The sequence below is a fragment of the Microbacterium sp. K41 genome, from assembly GCF_004794395.1.
GTDB classification, from domain to species: Bacteria; Actinomycetota; Actinomycetes; order Actinomycetales; family Microbacteriaceae; genus Microbacterium; species Microbacterium sufflavum.
Genome location: NZ_SSDO01000490.1, coordinates 1 through 14,295, shown reverse-complemented (window position 1 = coordinate 14,295; position 14,295 = coordinate 1). Strand labels below are relative to the sequence as shown.

The 14,295-nt window shown below is 70.5% G+C and carries 12 protein-coding genes; 10 read left to right on the top strand and 2 right to left on the bottom strand.

Annotation, left to right across the window (positions count from 1 at the left end):
- Positions 1-142 precede the first annotated feature (142 nt).
- Complete coding sequence (locus tag DW309_RS16275; RefSeq protein WP_136031382.1) at positions 143-943, top strand: nitroreductase family protein; 801 nt, start codon at positions 143-145, stop codon at positions 941-943.
- Between the two features lie 127 nt (positions 944-1,070).
- On the opposite strand, the gene DW309_RS16270 is transcribed toward DW309_RS16275, so the two are convergent.
- On the bottom strand, positions 1,071-2,621 hold the full coding sequence (locus DW309_RS16270; RefSeq protein ID WP_136045957.1) for an MFS transporter: 1,551 nt from the start codon (positions 2,619-2,621) through the stop codon (positions 1,071-1,073).
- A 37-nt stretch (positions 2,622-2,658) separates the two neighbouring features.
- The gene (locus DW309_RS16265; protein WP_136045956.1) at positions 2,659-4,185 is read right to left on the bottom strand and encodes an FAD-dependent oxidoreductase; all 1,527 of its coding nucleotides are present in this window, start codon (positions 4,183-4,185) and stop codon (positions 2,659-2,661) included.
- An 86-nt stretch (positions 4,186-4,271) separates the two neighbouring features.
- Here DW309_RS16265 and DW309_RS16260 point away from each other — a divergent pair, with 86 nt between their 5' ends.
- The 9 genes from DW309_RS16260 to DW309_RS16220 form a co-directional block, all read left to right on the top strand.
- Positions 4,272-4,646: a CrcB family protein gene (locus tag DW309_RS16260; protein ID WP_240744567.1), complete on the top strand. Its 375-nt coding sequence runs from the start codon at positions 4,272-4,274 to the stop codon at positions 4,644-4,646.
- On the top strand, positions 4,643-5,002 hold the full coding sequence (locus DW309_RS16255; RefSeq protein WP_136031388.1) for a fluoride efflux transporter FluC: 360 nt from the start codon (positions 4,643-4,645) through the stop codon (positions 5,000-5,002). The genes DW309_RS16260 and DW309_RS16255 overlap by 4 nt, the downstream gene beginning before the upstream one ends.
- Before the next feature lie 110 nt (positions 5,003-5,112).
- Positions 5,113-6,375 carry an ABC transporter substrate-binding protein gene (locus DW309_RS16250; RefSeq protein WP_136045955.1) on the top strand — a complete coding sequence of 421 codons (1,263 nt, stop codon included), beginning with the start codon at positions 5,113-5,115 and terminating at the stop codon, positions 6,373-6,375.
- Between the two features lie 4 nt (positions 6,376-6,379).
- Positions 6,380-7,342 (top strand): carbohydrate ABC transporter permease, encoded by a 963-nt coding sequence (locus DW309_RS16245; RefSeq protein WP_136045954.1) that lies wholly within the window; start codon positions 6,380-6,382, stop codon positions 7,340-7,342.
- Positions 7,335-8,225 carry a carbohydrate ABC transporter permease gene (locus tag DW309_RS16240; RefSeq protein WP_205812841.1) on the top strand — a complete coding sequence of 297 codons (891 nt, stop codon included), beginning with the start codon at positions 7,335-7,337 and terminating at the stop codon, positions 8,223-8,225. Before DW309_RS16245 ends, DW309_RS16240 begins: the two co-directional genes overlap by 8 nt.
- A 3-nt stretch (positions 8,226-8,228) precedes the next feature.
- Positions 8,229-9,284 carry a LacI family DNA-binding transcriptional regulator gene (locus DW309_RS16235; protein ID WP_136031394.1) on the top strand — a complete coding sequence of 352 codons (1,056 nt, stop codon included), beginning with the start codon at positions 8,229-8,231 and terminating at the stop codon, positions 9,282-9,284.
- 42 nt (positions 9,285-9,326) lie between these two features.
- The gene (locus DW309_RS16230; RefSeq protein WP_205812839.1) at positions 9,327-10,508 is read left to right on the top strand and encodes a Gfo/Idh/MocA family protein; all 1,182 of its coding nucleotides are present in this window, start codon (positions 9,327-9,329) and stop codon (positions 10,506-10,508) included.
- An 84-nt stretch (positions 10,509-10,592) separates the two neighbouring features.
- The gene (locus DW309_RS16225; protein ID WP_136031399.1) at positions 10,593-11,180 is read left to right on the top strand and encodes a TetR/AcrR family transcriptional regulator; all 588 of its coding nucleotides are present in this window, start codon (positions 10,593-10,595) and stop codon (positions 11,178-11,180) included.
- 16 nt (positions 11,181-11,196) lie between these two features.
- The coding region (locus tag DW309_RS16220; RefSeq protein WP_136045952.1) for an efflux RND transporter permease subunit at positions 11,197-14,295 on the top strand (3,099 nt) is incomplete at its 3' end.

The window sequence follows — 14,295 nt, the reverse complement described above, 5'->3', positions numbered from 1 at the left end:
CTGCTCCCCGCGGCCGCGCCGCTCGCCGCGATCCCGTACCTCGGCACGCACACGCGCCGCCACCCGCTCGTGGCGCTGGCCGCCGCGCCCTTCGTCCTCGCGGGACTGCTGCTTTCCCGCTCCGCCGACCGGAAGTGAACGCATGGAACTCCTCGACGCCATCCGCCGCCGCAAGACCACCAACGGTCCGTTCCTGCCCGACCCCGTGTCGGAGGAGCACCAGCGCATCCTGCTGGAGGCGGCAGGGCGGGCGCCGTCGCAGCTGAACAGCCAGCCGTGGCGCTTCGTGGTGATCGAGAACCGCGACACCATCGAGCAGATCGCGCGCATCTCGGGCGAGAGCATGACCGAGGCGATGTCGAACGGCACCTTCTTCGAGCGCTACAAGCCGTACTTCCGGTTCAGCGAGGAGGAGATGGAGCAGAAGCGCAGCGGGATGCTGTTCGACAAGCTCCCCGCTCCGCTGCGGCCGTTCACCTCGCAGGTGTTCACGAAGCGGGGCCAGACGCTCATGAACACGTTCGGGGTGCCGAAGACGCTGGGCTCGGAGAACCGCAAGCTCGTAGCAGGGTCGCCGCTGCTGCTCGGGGTGATGCTCGACCGCAGCGAATACCGGCCGGGACAGCTGTCGTCGTTCTACTCCGTGTTCAGCATGGGGGCCGCGATGGAGAACGTGTGGCTCACCACGGTCGAGCTCGGGATGGGCATCCAGTTCATCTCCTTCCCGATGGAGGTGCCGGGGCGCTGGGACGAGATCGTGTCACTGCTGCGCGTGCCCGACGACCTGGAGCTCATGGCCGTGTACCGGCTGGGGTACCTGCCGCCGGAGCAGCGGCGCCCGGCGATCGACTGGTCGAGCAGCCAGCGCAAGCTCGCGTCGCAGTACGTGTTCCGCGAGAGCTGCGACACCCCGCAGCAGGGGTGGGACGAGCCGCTGCGCTGACGCGTTCGCGCGGGCCGGATCGGGTGGCGGCGAAAGTCGGGGAGTGCTTTCGGGCCTGTCTCGGTGCGTGATGGTTTCGGGACACTGGCCGGCCGCGCTGTTCGCCGCGGCCGGCCAGCTGGTGCTTTCAGTGGGTGTCAGCTGCACGGCGTGGCAGCAGGGGGAGGGTGAGCAGCGAAAGCGCGGTGCAGACGAGCACGATGAACAAGCAGACCAAGAGCCCGGCTTGTGGTGAGGTGCCCCCGGCTGCGCCGAGGTAGCTGATCGAGATGACGGCAGCACCGATCGCGGTCGCGATCTGCTGCGCGGCATTCAGCGCTCCGCTGGCACTCCCGGTTTCGGAGTCGTCGACGTTGCCCAGTGCGACGGCGAACACGGTTCCGAACCCGCATCCCATCCCCAGACCGCAGATGAACAGCGGGATCGCCACCAGCCACGGCGAGCCGCTGGCGAGGGCGATGACCGCGAGGTAGCCGCTGACTCCGACGAGGAGCAGCACCAGGCCGATGAGCAGGAGACGTCGACCGAGCTTGGGGATGAGCGCACGCGTGGAGAAGGACGCGGCGATGATCCCGACTGACGCGGCCGCGACGATAGCTGCTGCGGGAAGCACGGCCAGGCCGAGTCCGATTTGCAGATAGAGCGTCGTGGCGAACAGCACTCCCGCGGTGACGGCGAAGAACCCGACGCCCACGACGACCCCCGCGGTGAAGGATCGCTTGCGGAAGAGTGACGGCGCGAGCAGCGGGTGCCGTGCTCGACGCTGTTGGGCCACGAACGCGGCCAGTGCGGCGATCCCGAGCGCGCCCAGGAGAACAGGCCACCACGGCGTGAGCGGCGCCTGGAGCAGGGTCAGCGCGCCGAGGACGCCGAGCAGCCCGACGCTGAGGAGGATCACCGCCAGAGGATCGAGCGTGACCGCCGCATCGGCCTCGATTCGGGGCAACGTGCGGATGGCAAGCACGAGCAGGGCGGCCGCGACGAGAACGTTCACGACGAACACGGCACGCCAGCCAAGGCCGAGGGGGTCGGCTGAGATGACGAGTCCGGCGAGGACGGGACCACTGATCGAGCTGACAGCCATGAGCGGGCCGAACAGTCCGAAGACGGGACCGAGTTTGTCTCGCGGGAAGGAGCGCAGCAGGAGCGTGAAGCCCTGCGGGATCATCAGTGCACCGAACGCGCCTTGGATGACGCGGAACAACACGAGCGTGCCGGCGGTGGGGGCGAACGCGCACAGGGCGGATGCCGCCCCGAAGCCGCACAGGCCGATCAGGAACACCCGACGAGCTCCGTGCCGGTCGCCCAGACGGGCGCCGAGAACCAGCATGGAGCCGAGGGCGAGCGCATAGGACGCGCCCAGCCAGGGAGCCAGCCAGTCCGGAGCGCCGAACGCTTCCAGGATCGAAGGCGTGGCGATGTTCGTGACGGTTGAGCTCAGAAGGTCGATGACGTCTGCAACGAGCACGACGGCGAAGATCAGCCAACGAGCGAGAGGGGAAGGGTAAGTGTTTTCACGCACAGCAAACAGCTCTCTGATGAGAGGTTCAGACGCTCCGGGGTGGAGCGCCGTGCTGGCCGGAAGTCCCGACACGGCTGGAAGCCGCTGCACCTTACGAGGCGAGACGATACCACCCCGGGCCGCGAATGCCGCACCCTGGACGGGGCCGGATAGCACCGCGGGAGAGACCTCGTGAGGTTCTACCCGCTGAGGCTCAGGGCTCGGTCGTGCGCGGGAACGACCGCAGGTCCTCCAGCGCCGGCCCCTCGATGCGCGTGCCGTCCGCGGCGAAGCGGGAGGCGTGCAGCGGGCAGTCCCACGTGCACTCCGCGTCGTTCCAGTCGAGCACCCCGCCGAGGTGCGTGCACACGGCGCTCACTGCACGGGTGACGCCGTCGACCGTCGAGATCGCCACGGGTCGCCCGCCCCGGTTCGCCACGACGCCCTCGCCCTCCGCCGGCTGCGGCACCGGCACGGGCGTGGCCTCCGCATCCACCCAGCCCTTGGTCGCCGCCGCGGCCACCTTGGCACCCTCGACCGCGCCCCGCGCCAGATCGGCGGGAACGGTCAGCCGCGTGCCGATGCGGATCATCCACGACGGACGCTCGCTGCGCTTCGTGCCGATGACCTCCTCGGTGAGCCGCAGCGCCGCGGCCGGGGCGTTCGACAGCCCCCACTTGGCGTACCCCGTCGCGAACCGGATGCGGCCGAGTCCGCGGGGCAGCGCCCCCACGAACGGGATGAGGTTGTGCGACTGGTAGTCCTGCGCCGACCAGCGATGCGTCTCCTCCGCGTCGGGGAAGTGCAGCCGCGTCCACGACACGAGGTCGTCGATGGCCGCGGTCTCGCCGTCCGAGCGCCCCACCGGGTGGCCGTTGCCGCCCACGACGAGCTGCGCCGTGCCCCCGGGGCCGTCGGCGTGCGACACCGGCCGGATCGACCGCGTGGGACTGTCCGCCGAGATGAACGTGCCCTCCGGCACGCCCCCGGAGACCCAGAACGATACGCAGTAGGAGCGCATCCCGGCCACCTTGGAGAAGTACAGACCTCGGTCCAGGATCGGGGTTCCGGTGGCGAGGACGATGTGCTCCGCGAACATCGGCCCGGCGGCGGTCTCGACCCGCGGGTCGGGGAGGGCATGCGCCCCGGTGACCCGGACGCCCGTGTGGAGGGTGCCGCCGTTCGCCACGAACTCCTTCGTCAGGGCGTCGGCCACGGCGACCGGGTCGATCGTGACCTGGTGGTCGAGAGCGACCGCGCCCGCGACCGGGAACGGCGTGGACAGCTCGTGCGGTGTGAGCAGCCGCGTCGGAAGTCCGGCCTCGCGGGCTGCGGCGTGCTGGTCGCGCACCGACTCCATGCCCTCGGCGCTCTGCGCGTAGGTGTGGTCGGTGCGCTGCGTGTACGACACCCCGGCGCTGTCGGCGAAGCCCGTGAGCCAGTCCATGCCGGCGCGGTTCGCGTCGACGTAGGCCTGCACGAGCGAGGCGCTGTGGTGCTGCCGGATCGTGGCGAGCTGCTTCCCCTGCAGCAGCGACAGCTTGCCGGTGTTCCCGCCGGACGCCAGTTCGGCGATCGCGCCCGACTCGAGCACCGCGACATCGAGACCGGCGCGCGTGAGCATGACCGCGGTGGAGAGCCCGGTGAGTCCCGCGCCGACGATGATCACGTCGTGCCGTGCACCCGGGTCGAAGGGGGTGCCGAGGGGCGCGGCCTGGTCGACCTTCCAGAGAGGCATCATGCGACCAGTGAACGACGGCGGCGGCCGGGCTCCCAGCGGCTTGACAACGGACGGTCGCGCTGTCATGCGGCAGTACAGTGGCCAACGTGAACCTCCGCCGCGTGCTGCTCGTCGCCCTGGGCGGCACGGTCGGCACGGCGGCGCGGCTGGCTCTCGGCCTCGCGCTGCCCGACCCCGGGGGATTCCCGCTCGCGGTGCTGCTCGCCAACCTCCTCGGGGCGCTGCTGATCGGGGTGGTGGCGGCACGGCTCCCCGCCTCGGCCGACCTGCGGCTGCTGCTCGGCACCGGGGTGCTGGGCGGCTTCACGACCTACAGCGCCTTCATGACCGGGACGGTCGCGCTGTGGGACACGGCCCCGCTGCTCGCGGTCGCGTACGCCGCCGGGAGCCTGGTGCTCGGGCTCGCTGCCGCCGCGCTCGGCCTGCGGCTCGGACGACCCCGGCGGGGAGGGGCGTCGTGAGCCCGCTGCTGTTCCTCGCGGCGGCGCTCGCGGGCGGCGTCGGTGCGGTGCTGCGCTACCTGCTCGACCTCGGGGTGGCACGGCTCGCGGGGCGCCGCTTCCCGTGGGGCATCCTGGCGGTGAACCTGAGCGGGTCGTTCGCGCTCGGCCTCGTGACGTCCGCGCTGCCCGAGCAGGCGTTCGTGCTGGGGGCGGGGCTGCTGGGCGGCTACACCACGTTCAGCACGGCCATGCTCGACGCGGTGGCCCTGTGGCGCGACGGCGCGAAGCCTGCGGCGGTGTTCGACGCGGTCGGCATGCTGCTGCTCGGGCTGCTCGCGGCCGTGCTCGGCCTGGGCCTCGGCGCGCTTCTCTGATCCGCCCTTGCGGAGGGTCGGTGGCCGCCGCTACTCTCGTGCTAATCGTTTAACGCTAAACGGTTAACACTGCTTTCCACCCGCTCGTGCACCCGTCAAAGGAGACCTCGATGCCCCGCACCACCCGTCGCGCCCTCGGCGCCCTCGCCGCCTCGGCGGCCGCCGTCCTCGCGCTGTCGGCCTGCTCCTCCTCCGCCACCGGGGAGTCGTCCGACGGCGACATCACCCTCAGCTACGCCATCTGGGACGAGAACCAGAAGCCGGCCATGGAGGACATCGCCGCCGCCTACACCGAGGAGCACCCGAACGTCACGATCGAGATCCAGGTCACGCCCTACAAGGAGTACTTCACCAAGCTCCAGACCGCCGTCACCGGAGGATCCGCCGCCGACGTCTTCTGGATGAACGGCCCCAACTTCCAGCTCTACGCCTCCAACGGCCAGCTCGCCCCGCTCGACGGGGTCGACGCCTCCGACTACCCGCAGGGCCTCGTCGACCTGTACACCTACGACGGAAAGCTCTACGGCGCCCCGAAGGACTTCGACACCGTCGCCCTCTGGTACAACAAGGCGCTGTTCGACGCCGCGGGCGTGGAGTATCCCAGCGCCGGCTGGACGTGGGACGACTTCACCGCCGCGGCCGCGAAGCTCACCGACCCCGCCACGGGCCAGTACGGCATCGCCGCCAGCCAGTACGGCCAGGAGAACTTCTACAACTCGATCGCCCAGGCCGGCGGCGAGGTCATCTCCGCCGACGGGACCGAGAGCGGCTACGGCTCGCCCGAGGCGCTGGAGGGCATCGAGCTGTGGACGAACCTCATCGCGGACGGGTCCTCACCCACCGCGCAGCAGATGACCGACACCAACCCGGAGGACTTCTTCCTCTCCGGCAAGGTCGCCATGTTCCAGAACGGCTCCTGGGCCGCCATCGCCTACGCCGACAACGCCGACATCGGCGGCACGGTCGACGTCGCCCCGCTGCCGGCTGGGCCCGAGGGCAACCAGAGCGTGATCCACGGCGTCGGCAACGTCGCCAACGCCAAGAGCCCGCACCTCGACGCCGCCCAGGACTTCGCCGCCTTCGCCAGCGGGGAGCAGGCCGCGAAGATCCAGGCCGAGACCGGCACCGTGATCCCCGCGTTCAACGGCACCCAGCAGGCCTGGGTCGACGCCCTCCCGCAGTACGACCTCCAGGTGTACATCGACGCGCTCGACACCGCCGTGCCCTACCCCGTGTCGAAGAACACCTCGGCGTGGACCAACATCGAGAGCGAGGTGCTGTCGCAGGTGTGGTCGGGTGCCGTCACCCCGAAGGACGGCCTGAAGGACCTCGCCGCACAGATGCAGACCGCGCTGGACGCCGAGCAGGAGTGAGCGCATGACCGTCATCGCGCCCCGCGCGGTCGCGCCGACGGCCGAGCGGACGCCGGAGGCCCGTCCCTCCGGTGTCCGCCGCCGGCGCCGCACCCCCGGCGCCTCGCCCTGGTGGGCCCTGGTGTTCCTCGGCCCCACCGCCCTCGGCCTGGCCGTGTTCTACCTGTGGCCGACCGTGCGCACGCTCATCATCTCGTTCACCAAGTCGGGCCCGTTCGGCGGCTCCGAGTGGATCGGCTTCGACAACTACGCGCGACTCCTCCAGGACCCCGAGCTGCTCGGCGCGCTGCGCAACACCGCCGTCTACACCGTGATCGCCCTGATCGGCATCCCGATCGCCGTCGGCATCGCCGCCCTGCTCAACACCACCGGCCTGAAGGGGCGCAGCGCCTACCGCACGCTCTACTTCATCCCCGTCGTGACCATGCCCGCCGCCATCGCGCTGGTGTGGCGCATGATCTACAACGGCGACTACGGCGTGCTCAACGCCGCGCTCGCCGCGGTGGGCATCGAGGGACGCAGCTGGCTGACCGACGCGAACACCGCGCTCGTCGCGATCGCCGTGGTCGGCATCTGGGCCGGACTCGGAACCAACATCGTCATCTTCCTCGCCGGGCTGCAGGGCATCCCCGACACGATCATGGAGGCGGCCGACCTCGACGGCGCCGGACCCGTGCGGAAGTTCTTCTCGATCACCATCCCGCTGCTGTCGCCGTCGATCTTCTTCGTGAGCGTGATCAGCGTGATCGGCGCGCTCCAGGTGTTCGACCTCGTCTACATGATGCTCGGCCGCAGCAACCCCGCGATGCCGAACACCCGCACGGTCGTCTACCTGTTCTACGAAGCGGGATTCCTCGACAACGACCGCGGCTACGCGGCCGCCGTCGCGTTCCTGCTGCTGCTCATCATCCTCGTGCTGACCATCGTGCAGTTCCGGCTCCAGAAGAAGTGGGTGCACTATGAGTGACGTCTCCCTCGACACCCGGGCCGTGGTCGGCGCCCCGTCCACGCGCTCGCGCGGCGCCGGACGCCCCCGCAACCGCGGGCTGTGGATCGTGCACGTGGTGCTGATCCTCGGCGCCGTGCTCATGGTGTTCCCGTTCGTCTGGCAGCTGCTGACGTCGTTCAAGACGCTGTCCGACTCGGTGCAGGTGCCGCCCTCGTTCCTGCCGCGCGAGTGGGTCTTCACGAACTTCGCCGAGGTGTTCGACTCGATGCCGTTCGGCCAGATGTTCCTCAACTCGGTGCTGCTGACGGTCGGCCGCACCGTGGGGCAGGTCGCGCTGTGCACCATGGCCGGCTACGCCTTCGCGCGCATCCCGTTCCCCGGCCGCAACGCGCTGTTCGTCGTGTTCCTGTCGGTGCTGATGGTGCCGTCGCAGCTCTACCTGCTGCCGCAGTACGAGATCATCCAGTCGCTCGGCTGGCTCAACACGCTCCAGGCGCTCATCGTGCCCGGCATCTTCAGCGCCTTCGGCACCTTCCTGATGCGGCAGTTCTTCCTGTCGATGCCCGCCGAGCTGGAGGAGGCGGCGCGCATCGACGGCGCGAATCCGTGGCAGACCTTCTGGCGGATCATGGTTCCGCTCGCGAAGCCTGGCATCATCGCACTTGTGGTGTTCACCGTGCTGTGGTCCTGGAACGATCTGCTGTGGCCGCTGATCGTGACCACCGACCCCGCGAAGATGCCGCTGTCGGTGGGGCTCTCCCAGCTCGTCGGCATCCACGGCACCGACTACCCGGTGCTGATGGCGGGCGCCCTGCTCGCGACGCTGCCCATGCTGGTGACCTTCATGATCCTGCAGCGGCAGTTCATCCAGGGCATCGCGTTCAGCGGGACGAAGGGCTGAGTCATGGCACAGCGTGAACACGTCCCGGCCCGCCGCCCGACCCTGCGGATGGTCGCCGAGCGCGCCGGGGTATCGACCGCGACCGTGTCCTACGTGTTCTCCGGACGGGCGGGTGCCAGCGGCGCCGGTGTCGCCGAGGCCACGGCCGCCCGGGTGCTCGCCGCGGCGGAGGAGCTGAACTACCGCCCGAACACCGCGGCGCGGGCCATCCGCACCGGGCGCAGCGGCATGGTGCAGCTCTCCCTGCACATGCTCAGCGACCCGTGGTCGCTCGCGGTGGCCGACGCCGTGAACGCCGAGGCCAACAAGCACGGCCTGACCACGCTGATCCTCGCCGACGGCGACTGGCACGCCGCGCTCGACCGCGTGGAGAGCGACGTGGCCTACCTCGACGGGGTGGGCCTGGACGAGGAGGACGCCCGGCGGCTGGGCGACCTCGTCAAGCGCGGACAGCGGCTCGTCGTGTTCTCGGAGCACCTGGAGCCGGACGGCTTCGACGTGATCCGCTCCGACGCGATCCCCGGGTGCGAGCTCGCGATGGACCACCTCCTGGAACGGCACACCGCCATCGGCTGCATCGCCGCGGAGGGGGCCGTGCGCCTCGCGGGGACGCAGGTGACGCGGTACACGCCCTACGTCGAGAAGCTCGCGGCGGCCGGGATCGAGCGCACGCCGGAGTGGACCGTGACCTACGCGGAGACCCAGGCGAGCGCGTTCACCGCGGCCATCGAGCTGCTGTCGCGGGACGATCGCCCGGACGCCGTCTACGCCACGACCGACTTCGCCGCGATCGCCGCCATCAACGCCGCCCACATGCTCGGGCTGCGGGTGCCGCACGACGTCGCGGTGATCGGCGTCGGCAACACCCCCGACGCCCGGCTCATCGCCCCGACGCTGACCACGGTCGGCCCCACCGACTTCTACGAGCGGCAGGCGCGCATCATCGTCGACCGCGCCCTCGAGAGCGATCCGTCGCCGGGAACCCTGCACGAGTTCCCGTGGTCGCTCGTCCCCGGCGGCTCGACCGACCTCGACGCCCCCGCCCCGCGCGCCCGCTGAGCCGCGACCCCTCTCTGCATCGACTTTCACGAAGGACTTCTGTTGGACCTCCACATCGGCATCATCGGCTTCGGCGCGCGCTCCACCCTCCACGAGGAGGTGCACCGCCCGGGTCACGGCTCCCGCATCACGGCGGTGTGCGACCTCTCGCCCCGCGCCAGGGACGACGCCCGCGCGCTCGTGCCCGACGCCCTCATCACCGACTCGCTCGACGACCTGCTCGCCTCGGGCGTCGACGCGGTCATGGTGCTCACACCGGACGACACCCACGCCGCTCTGACGATCCGGGCGCTGGAGGCCGGGGTGCCCGTGTTCTGCGAGAAGCCGCTCGCGATCGACCTCGCCGACGCCGACCGCATGCTCGCCACCGCGCGGCGCACCGGCACTCGTCTCTACATCGGGCACAACATGCGTCACATGCCCGTGATCACCCTGATGCGCGACCTGATCCGGCAGGGGCGCATCGGCCAGGTCAAGGCCGTGTGGGTGCGGCACTTCGTCGGCCACGGCGGGGACTTCTACTTCAAGGACTGGCACGCCGACCGCAGCCGCACCACCGGGCTGCTGCTGCAGAAGGGCGCCCACGACCTCGACATCATCCACTGGCTCGCCGGCGCCTACACGGAGCGGGTCGCGGCGATGGGCGGGCTGAGCGTGTACGGCGACATCACCGACCGCCGCGACCGCACGGGGGAGCGGATGCCCGACTGGTTCAGCATGGACAACTGGCCGCCCACGGCGCTCACCGGGCTGCACCCCGTGGTCGACGTGGAGGACATCTCGATGGTGAACCTGCAGCTCGAGGGCGGGATCCTCGCGTCGTACCAGCAGTGCCACTTCACGCCGGACTACTGGCGCAACTACACGGTGATCGGCACCGAGGGCCGCATCGAGAACCTCGGCGACGTGGCCGGCAGCGAGGTGCGGCTGTGGAACCGGCGGCACGCGGGCGCGGCCCCGGCCGACGAGACCTTCATCGTGCCGGAGGTGCCGGACGCGGGTCACGACGGGGCGGACGCCCTGCTCGTCGCCGAGTTCCTCCGGTTCGTGCGACACGGCGGGCTCACCGCGACCTCGCCCGTCGCAGCGCGCGAGGCCGTGGCGGCCGGGATCCTCGCGACCGCGTCGCTGCGCGGAGACGGCTCGGCGATCGCAGTGCCGCCGCTCGACCCCGACCTCGTGGCCTACTTCGAGCGCGGACAGGTCGAGACCGCCGCGGCCTGAGCCGACGCGGAGCCGCGGCTCTCAGGCTCCTCACACCCGAGCGAATGTACAAACGTACATGTACGGGTGTTCGGGAGGTGCGGGATGGCGGAGAGCGGGCGTCGACGGCGCGACCCCGAAGCGCGCCGCCGGGAGATCGTGACCGCCGCGGCCGAGCTGATCGTCGAGGTCGGCGCCGAGGCCATCACGCACCGCATGGTCGCCGCCAGGGCGGGGGTGCCGCTCGGCGCCACGACGCAGTACTTCGCCACGCTCGACGACCTCCGCGGCGCCGCGTTCCGCGCCCTCGCCGACGAGATCGAGTCCCGGCTCGACGGCGTGCGGCAGACCCTCGCCGAGCAGGGAGCGGGGCCCGGGGTGATCGCGGCCCTCGTGTGCCGGAGCGCCGAAGACGGCCACGCCGTGCAGGCCGACCGCGCCGTGGTCACCGCGGCCGTGCACGACCCGCGACTGCGCGAACTCGCCCGCCACCTGTCGGACCGCCTGGTCGACCTGCTCGAGCCGACCTATGGCGCCGACCGCGCCAAAGCGGCGATGATCTTCATCGACGGGGTCATGTGGAGCACGCACATCCGCGACGACCGCCTCGATCAGTCCTTCCTCGAGACCGCACTGGCGCGGATCCTCGGAGATCCCCTCTCCACCCCCTCCGCTGCGACAGCCACCCCCTGACACCGAGGAACACGCCTTGTCGAAACTCGCCATCCTCAGCCTGAAGAACCGCGCCCTCATCGCGCTCGTGACGATCGTCGCGGCCGTGTTCGGCGGGCTCGCGCTCACCAACCTCAAGCAGGAGCTGATCCCCTCGCTCGAGCTGCCCGCGCTCGTGGTCATGACGACGTACCCCGGCGCCTCGCCCGAGGTGGTCGAGAACGACGTCTCCACCCCGATCGAGTCCGCGATCCAGGGCGTGCCCGACCTGGAGTCGACCACCGCGACCAGCACGACCAATGCGTCGATCGTGCAGGCGATGTTCGCGTACGGGACGAACCTCGCCACGGCCGAACAGAAGATCCAGCAGGCGATCAACCGCATCTCCTCGCAGCTGCCGGAGGACGTCACGCCGCAGGTGCTGTCGGTGTCGATCGACGACTTCCCGGTGATCCAGGTGGCCGTGACCAGCTTCGACGACGCCGACAACGCGCAGGCCCAGCTCGAGAGCGTCGCCATCCCCGACCTGGAGGACGTGGACGGCGTCAACGCGGCCGAGATCGTCGGCGGGGTCGGCCAGCGCATCACCATCACACCCGACGTGGGCCGCCTGGCCGCGGAGGGGCAGAGCACGCAGGCGATCAGCTCGGCCCTGCAGCAGAACGGCACGCTGTTCCCCGGTGGTGACATCACCGAGAACGGCGAGACGCTGACCGTGCAGACCGGGGCCAAGATCACCTCGGTCGACGAGATCGCCGCGCTGCCCCTCGTCGGCACCTCCCTCACGATCGGCGACGTCGCGACCGTCACCCAGGCGTCCGACCCGGTCACCTCGATCTCCCGCGTGGACGGGAAGGATGCGCTGTCGATCTCGATCACCAAGCTGCCCGCCGCCAACACGGTCGAGGTGTCGCAGGGCGTGATCGCCGCGCTCGACGAGATCGGCAAGGCACTGCCCGACGCGGAGTTCACGGTCGTGTTCGACCAGGCGCCGTTCATCGTGCAGTCCATCGACACGCTCGCCACCGAGGGCCTGCTCGGCCTCGTGATGGCCGTGCTCGTGATCCTCGTGTTCCTGCTCTCGGTGCGCTCGACCCTGGTCACGGCGATCTCGATCCCGACCTCCGTGCTCATCACGTTCATCGGGCTGCAGGCGTTCGGCTACTCGCTCAACGTGCTGACCCTCGGGGCGCTGACGATCGCGATCGGCCGTGTGGTCGACGACTCGATCGTGGTGATCGAGAACATCAAGAGGCACTACGTCGGCGACGCCGACAAGGGCGATGCGATCCGGCTCGCGGTGCGAGAGGTCGCCGCGGCGATCACCGCGTCGACGATCACGACCGTGGCGGTGTTCCTGCCGATCGTGTTCGTCGGCGACATGGTCGGCGAGCTGTTCCGGCCGTTCGCGATGACCGTGACGATCGCGATGGTGGCGTCGCTGCTCGTCGCGCTCACGATCGTGCCGGTGCTCGCGTACTGGTTCCTCAAGCCCGGCAAGCCGCTGCTCGACGAGCACGGGAACGCGATCGACCCCGAGCACCCCGACGCGCCGCCGACGGCGCTGCAGCGCGGCTACCGGCCGATCCTCGGCTGGACGCTGAAGCATTCCGGACTCACGGTGGTCCTCGCGGTGGTCGTGCTCGGCGCGACGCTCGCCGCGGCCCCGCTCATGAAGGTGAACTTCCTCAGCGACTCCGGGCAGAACACCATGACGGTGACGCAGGATCTCGGGCCGACCGCGAGCCTGGAGGCCAAGTCCGACGCGGCAGCGCCCGTGGAGGAGGCGCTGCTCGACATCGACGGCATCGAGCACGTGCAGGCCTCGATCGGGTCGAGCGGCTCCGCCCTGCGCGACGCCTTCTCCGGCGGCGCCGGCATCACCTACTCGGTGCTCACCGACGGCGACGCCGACCAGGAGAAGCTGCGCGCCGAGGTGCAGGACGCGATCGACGGCCTCGGCGACGAGGTCGGAGACGTCACCGTGGCCTCCTCCGCCGGCTTCGGCTCCAGCGACATCGAGATCACCGTCACCGCCTCGAACGGCGACGACCTCGCCACCGCCACCTCGGCGCTGGTGGAGGAGCTCGACGGGCGCGACGGCATCGGCCAGGTGACCGACAACCTCGCCGAGGCGCTGCCCTACATCGCGGTCGTGGTCGACCGGGAGGCCGCGGCCCAGGTCGGGCTGTCGGAGGTCGCGGTGGGCTCGATCGTGTCGAACACCATGCGCCCGCAGCAGATCGGGTCGGTCGAGATCGACGACACCGCTCTCACGGTGTACCTCGTGAACCCCGCGCCGCCGACGACCGTGGAGGCGCTGCAGCAGCTCGCCATCCCGACCGCCGCGGGCATCGTGCCCCTGCAGGACATCGCGACCGTCCAGCAGCGCAACGGCCCCACCTCGATCACAACCGAGCAGGGCCGCCGGACCGCGACGGTCACGGTCCCGCCCGCGTCGGACAACCTCGCGGTGGCCACGCAGTCGGTGAGCGCCGCCATCGCCGCGGTCGACCTGCCCGACGGTGCTTCGGCCGAGGTCGGCGGTGTCGCCTCGCAGCAGGCCGACTCGTTCTCGCAGCTGGGTCTCGCGATGCTCGCGGCCATCCTGATCGTGTACGTGGTGATGGTCGCGACCTTCAAGTCGCTGCGCCAGCCGCTGCTGCTGCTCGTGTCGGTGCCGTTCGCGGCGACCGGCGCCATCCTGCTGCAGATCGTGACGGGCGTGCCCCTGGGCGTGGCCTCGCTGATCGGCGTGCTGATGCTGATCGGCATCGTGGTCACGAACGCGATCGTGCTGGTCGACCTCGTCAACCAGTACCGAGAGAAGGGGCTGTCGACCGCTGACGCGGTGATGGCGGGAGGCGAGAAGCGTCTGCGCCCCATCCTGATGACCGCGCTCGCCACGATCCTCGCGCTGACGCCGATGGCGCTCGGCATCACGGGTCACGGCGGGTTCATCTCGCAGCCGCTCGCGATCGTCGTGATCGGCGGACTCATCTCCTCGACCGTGCTCACGCTCATCGTGCTGCCGACGCTGTACAACCTCGTCGAGGGCGCGAAGGAGCGGCGCCGCGCACGGCGGGGCGACGGCGGCACGGGCGACGACGGTTCCGGCCCGGACGCCCCGGCGTCG

What these genes read in the sequence shown, in the direction of transcription:
- DW309_RS16275 (WP_136031382.1), top strand. Translation starts at nt 143, where the DNA reads ATGGAACTCCTCGACGCCATCCGCCGCCGCAAGACCACCAACGGTCCG.
- DW309_RS16265 (WP_136045956.1), bottom strand. Translation starts at nt 4,185, where the DNA reads ATGATGCCTCTCTGGAAGGTCGACCAGGCCGCGCCCCTCGGCACCCCC.
- DW309_RS16240 (WP_205812841.1), top strand. Translation starts at nt 7,335, where the DNA reads ATGAGTGACGTCTCCCTCGACACCCGGGCCGTGGTCGGCGCCCCGTCC.
- DW309_RS16235 (WP_136031394.1), top strand. Translation starts at nt 8,229, where the DNA reads ATGGCACAGCGTGAACACGTCCCGGCCCGCCGCCCGACCCTGCGGATG.
- DW309_RS16250 (WP_136045955.1), top strand. Translation starts at nt 5,113, where the DNA reads ATGCCCCGCACCACCCGTCGCGCCCTCGGCGCCCTCGCCGCCTCGGCG.
- DW309_RS16225 (WP_136031399.1), top strand. Translation starts at nt 10,593, where the DNA reads ATGGCGGAGAGCGGGCGTCGACGGCGCGACCCCGAAGCGCGCCGCCGG.
- DW309_RS16245 (WP_136045954.1), top strand. Translation starts at nt 6,380, where the DNA reads ATGACCGTCATCGCGCCCCGCGCGGTCGCGCCGACGGCCGAGCGGACG.